This window comes from Selenomonadales bacterium (genome assembly GCA_017442105.1).
Lineage (GTDB): Bacteria > Bacillota > Negativicutes > RGIG982 > RGIG982 > RGIG982.
The window spans coordinates 1-4,753 of record JAFSAX010000137.1 but is presented as its reverse complement, the minus strand read 5'-3'; the positions used below and the strand labels follow the sequence as shown (position 1 = coordinate 4,753).

Annotated in this window: 6 protein-coding genes; all 6 read left to right on the top strand. The window is 52.5% G+C overall.

Annotated elements, in window-relative coordinates:
• The first annotated feature begins 58 nt into the window (after positions 1-58).
• Entirely contained in the window at positions 59-622 is a 564-nt protein-coding gene (locus IJN28_05515) for an aminoacyl-tRNA hydrolase (protein MBQ6713226.1), read from the top strand.
• Between the two features lie 13 nt (positions 623-635).
• A complete protein-coding gene (locus tag IJN28_05510; GenBank protein ID MBQ6713225.1) occupies positions 636-1,877 on the top strand; it encodes a radical SAM protein in 1,242 nt (413 codons plus the stop codon).
• A gap of 104 nt (positions 1,878-1,981) precedes the next feature.
• On the top strand, positions 1,982-2,179 hold the full coding sequence (gene rpmE, locus IJN28_05505) for a 50S ribosomal protein L31 (protein MBQ6713224.1): 198 nt from the start codon (positions 1,982-1,984) through the stop codon (positions 2,177-2,179).
• Between the two features lie 65 nt (positions 2,180-2,244).
• Entirely contained in the window at positions 2,245-3,126 is an 882-nt protein-coding gene (locus IJN28_05500) for a DUF1385 domain-containing protein (protein ID MBQ6713223.1), read from the top strand.
• Positions 3,127-3,141: 15 nt separating this feature from the next.
• Positions 3,142-4,212 (top strand): peptide chain release factor 1, encoded by a 1,071-nt coding sequence (gene prfA, locus IJN28_05495; protein MBQ6713222.1) that lies wholly within the window; start codon positions 3,142-3,144, stop codon positions 4,210-4,212.
• A gap of 1 nt (position 4,213) precedes the next feature.
• On the top strand, positions 4,214-4,753 hold a 540-nt coding region (locus IJN28_05490), incomplete at its 3' end, for a peptide chain release factor N(5)-glutamine methyltransferase (GenBank protein ID MBQ6713221.1).

Sequence of the window (4,753 nt, the reverse complement as noted above, 5' to 3'; positions counted from 1 at the left end):
CGACATCATGACTTGTGGTACAATAAATAAATAGACTATATTTCGGAGGACAAATCGTATGAAGATGATCGTAGGGCTCGGTAATCCCGGTCCTGAATATGACAATACACGCCACAATGTAGGCTTTCTCGTCGTCGATGAGTTGGCGCGCAGAGAGAATATCCTCACATGGCAGAAAAAAATGTCGGCAGAGATCGGAGAGTACCGCGCTTATGGCGAAAAGGTGCTTCTCGTGAAGCCGCAGACGTATATGAATCTTAGCGGTGAGGCTGTCGGTCAGATCGCACGTTTTTATAAAATAGATGCAGAAGACATCATCGTTATCTCGGACGATATGGACTTGCCGCTTGGCAGACTGCGCCTTAAAAATCGCGGCTCGTCGGGCGGACATCGCGGGATCGAATCGATCCTCTGCCATCTCGATAAGGCAGACTTCGTTCGCGTACGCGTCGGCATCGGTCGCCCGCCGCAGGGCTGGACAGTCAACAACTATGTTTTGAGTAAATTTTACGGCGAAGAAGCCGAAACGTGGAACACCGTATGTAAACGTACCGCCGACAGTATCCAGTCGATACTCGCAGACGGTCTTACGAAAGCCATGAATACGTTTAATCAGGGATAAGGAGAGAGATACTATGCTGTGTGCAATGTATGCCATGGGCAATGAAATGTACGATGCGCCGAATATGGCACCTGTCGGAAGAAGCGGAAACGATGTTCGGATACTCACAAAAGAAGATATGATAGAGCTTCCCGAAGGGGCAGACCTTATGCTCCTCCCCGGCAGAAGCGCGCTCGTCGGACAGAAAGGCAAAATCGAAAAGATCGCCTCGTCCCTTTATGCGGTAGCGGCGATGCTCCCGATGGGCTATACGCGTACGTATCTGCCTGCGTTCGAGCTGACGGACGACGCACCGCAGCTTCCGCTCTACGGATATGCGGCAGTCGCGTTTGACAAAGGCAAATTCTACGTCGCGGCCGTCAAGACGGACGACAATGCGAAATGGACGCCGACCGTCTATAATACGGACGATCTGAAAAAACGTGTCGATGCGCTCAAAGCGAAAATGCCGACGAACCGTATCGTCGAACAGGCGGCGCATTGCTCGCTCGAATGGCATTGCTGTACAGCAGAAAACCTCTTTTACCATCGCTGGGAAGCAGGCATTCCTGCATCGCCTGTCTGTAATGCCAACTGCATCGGCTGTATCTCGCTTCAGGAAGCAGAGTGCTGCCCATCACCGCAAAGCCGTATCACCTTCTCGCCGACGGCAGAGGAGATGGCGGAAGTAGGTATCTACCATCTGACAGACGCGCCCGACGCTATCGTCAGCTTCGGTCAGGGCTGTGAAGGCGAACCGAGCCTCGCGGCAGACCGTATCGCACCGTCTATCCGCATGATGCGTGAAGCGACACCGAACGGTCAGATCAACATCAACACGAACGCAGGTTATACCGAAGGTATCAAAAAGATCGTCGATGCAGGTCTTGATACGATGCGCGTCAGCATCATCAGCGGACGAGAAGAAACGTATCAGGCATACTACCGCGGTTCGTATAGCTTGAGCGCGGTCAAAGAATCTATTGCCTATGCGAAACAGCACGGCGTATACGTTTCCTTGAACCTCCTTCTCTTCCCGGGTCTTAACGACCGTCCCGAGGAGATCGACGGCTGGCGCGAATTCCTTCGTGAAACGGGCATCGATATGATACAGCTTCGCAATCTCAATATCGACCCGGACTACTTCCTTCCGAAGATGCCTGCCGAAGCGGCAAAACCGATCGGCGTGAAAGGCTTCCTCAAGTTCCTCGCGGAAGAGTTCCCCGAAATACGGGTGGGAAGTTTCAGCCGATATGTGAAAAAAAGTGATGTATAACGGTTGCAAGTAGGAGAGCCGTGTGCTATAATGATACGGTATTAGACGAAAATGATATTTCTATCATATAACAAGGTCATTCGATAAAGTGAGGTGCAAAGGTAATGAAAGAAGGTATCCATCCGAAGTACCATGAAGCAAAAGTTAGCTGTGGTTGCGGCAACACTTTTGTAACGGGCTCGATTAAACCGGAACTCAAAGTTGACGTATGCTCCAAATGCCATCCGTTCTTCACGGGTCAGCAGCGTACAGTTGCAGCCGGCGGTCGTATTGAAAAATTCAACAAACGTTACGGCAGATAAGAAAATCAGTAAATGGAGAGCAGAGCAGCGATGCTCTGCTACATTTATATCTGGAGGGATTTACCGTGTCACAGAAAGTGTATGTTGGCGGTCAGGCCGTTATTGAAGGTGTCATGATGCGGGGACCCCACGAGATCGCAACGGCGGTGCGCGAGCCTTCGGGCAACATCGTCGTACAAAAAGAACCGATCCGTTCGATCGGCGATCGGTATCCGATCATGAAAAAACCGATGCTGCGAGGCGTCGTATCCCTCGTAGAATCGCTCGTATACGGGCTGAAAGCGTTGTCGTTTTCGGCACAGGCGGCAGGTGAGAGTGAAGAGGACAAGATGACCGACAAGGAGATGGCAATTACGATGCTTCTCTCGCTCGGTATGGCGATCGTCCTTTTTATCATCATTCCGACATATGCCGCAAAATTTATGCACAGTGTCATCGCCGACCCGATCGCACTCAATCTGGCGGAAGGTGTCCTGCGCCTTGTAATTTTTATTCTGTATATCTACGCAATATCGCGCATGAAAGATATTCAGCGCGTATTCATGTATCACGGTGCGGAGCATAAGACGATACACGCCTACGAAGCGGGTCTTGACTTGACGGTCGAGAACGTGCGTCCGTTCACGACGCTTCATCCGCGCTGCGGAACGGCGTTTCTCTTAGTCGTCATGGTCGTCAGTATCGTTATGTTCGCATTCTTGGGCTGGCCGGATCTCGTAGAGCGCATCTTGTCGCGCGTTATCCTGATGCCTGTCGTGGCAGGTGTGGCATACGAGATCATTCGTTATGCAGGCCGCAACGAATCGAGCTTCATGCGCTGGGCGATCGCACCGGGGCTGTGGCTTCAGAAGCTCACGACGAAAGAACCGACCGACGATCAGATCGAAGTGGCTATCCGCGCGCTTAACGAAGTCCGTCCCGACCGTGAAAATGTGAAGGAAGCGTAAGAGGAGGAACGAACGTTGCTCAGTAAACTGCAAGCAATCGAAGAAAAATATATGCAGCTCGAATCGCTCCTGTCCGACCCGTCCGTTATCTGTGATGTACCGCTCTGGCGCAAATATACGCAGGAACACGCATCGCTGACGACGCTCGTGACGACGATCCGCGAGTACAAAGAAGTCATCAGCGGTATCGAAGAAGCACAGGAGATGCTCACCGAAGGTATCGACGATGACGAGTTCCGCAAGATGGTCGAAGCAGAGCTCAGTGAGCTTCGCGCTCGTCGCGAGGAGATCGACGCCGAGCTTCCTATCCTGCTTTTGCCGAAGGACCCGAACGATGACAAGAGCGTTATCGTAGAGATCCGCGGCGGGGCGGGCGGTGACGAAGCGGCACTCTTTTCGATGGAGCTGTTCCGTATGTATACGCGTTATGCCGAGGCACAAGGCTGGAAGACCGATATCCTCAGCAGCAACGTCACAGAACTCGGCGGTATGAAAGAGGTCGCGTTCGAAGTCGACGGCTACGGCGCGTACAGCAAGCTGAAGTACGAAAGCGGTGTCCATCGCGTACAGCGTGTACCTGCCACCGAATCGGGCGGTCGTATCCATACTTCGACCGTAACGGTAGCCGTACTTCCCGAGGCAGAAGAAGTCGAGATCGACATCAATCAGAACGATCTTCGTATCGACACGTACTGTGCATCGGGCGCAGGCGGTCAGTACGTCAACAGAACAGAATCGGCAGTCCGTATCACGCACTTGCCGACGGGTATCGTCGTCCAATGTCAGGACGAAAAATCCCAGCTCAAAAACCGTGAAAAAGCGATGCGCGTGCTTCGTGCCAAGGTCCTTGAGATGGCACAGGCCGAGCAGAATGCAGCCGTCGCCGCAGACCGCAAAAGCCAAGTCGGTACGGGCGACCGCAGTGAACGTATCCGCACGTACAATTTCCCGCAGGGTCGTGTGACCGACCACCGTATCGGTCTGACGCTCCATAAGCTGGAGATGGTCCTCAGCGGCGATCTTGATGAACTTATCAACGGACTTATCACCGCAGATCAAGCGGAACGATTAAAGCAGGTAGAATAAGATGACAGACAGAAAAGAAGTTTGGACGATCGGAAAAATTCTAAACTGGACAAAGCAGTACTTCGAAGAAAAAGGCGTGGATACTCCGCGTCTTGATGCGGAAGTACTGCTTTCGCATATCTTGAAATGTGACCGTATCCATCTCTATGTCAATTTCGACAGACCGCTCGTGGAAGAAGAATTGGCATCGTACCGACAGATGGTCAAAGCGCGCGTACAGCGTATGCCTGTTGCTTATATTCTCGGCGAGAAAGAATTCATGGGACATTCGTTTTGTGTGACGCCTGATGTCCTCATACCGCGCCCCGATACGGAGATCCTCGTCGAAGAGGCTATCCGTCTTCTGGCGGAAAAAGAATCTCCGCGCATCGTCGATATCGGTACAGGCAGTGGTGCGATCCTCTTGTCGGTGCTTCTCGGCATAGAAGGCAGTACGGGCGTTGCCGTAGACTTGTCGCCGAACGCACTTGCCGTGGCGAAGTCGAACGGAGATCGTCTTGGTCTTGCGGGTCGTGCCGACTTTCGTCTGGGCGACCTCTAT

Bases quoted from the DNA above. Each gene is read 5' to 3' on its own strand.
- IJN28_05515 (MBQ6713226.1), top strand. From the start codon at position 59: ATGAAGATGATCGTAGGGCTCGGTAATCCCGGTCCTGAATATGACAAT.
- IJN28_05510 (MBQ6713225.1), top strand. From the start codon at position 636: ATGCTGTGTGCAATGTATGCCATGGGCAATGAAATGTACGATGCGCCG.
- rpmE (MBQ6713224.1), top strand. From the start codon at position 1,982: ATGAAAGAAGGTATCCATCCGAAGTACCATGAAGCAAAAGTTAGCTGT.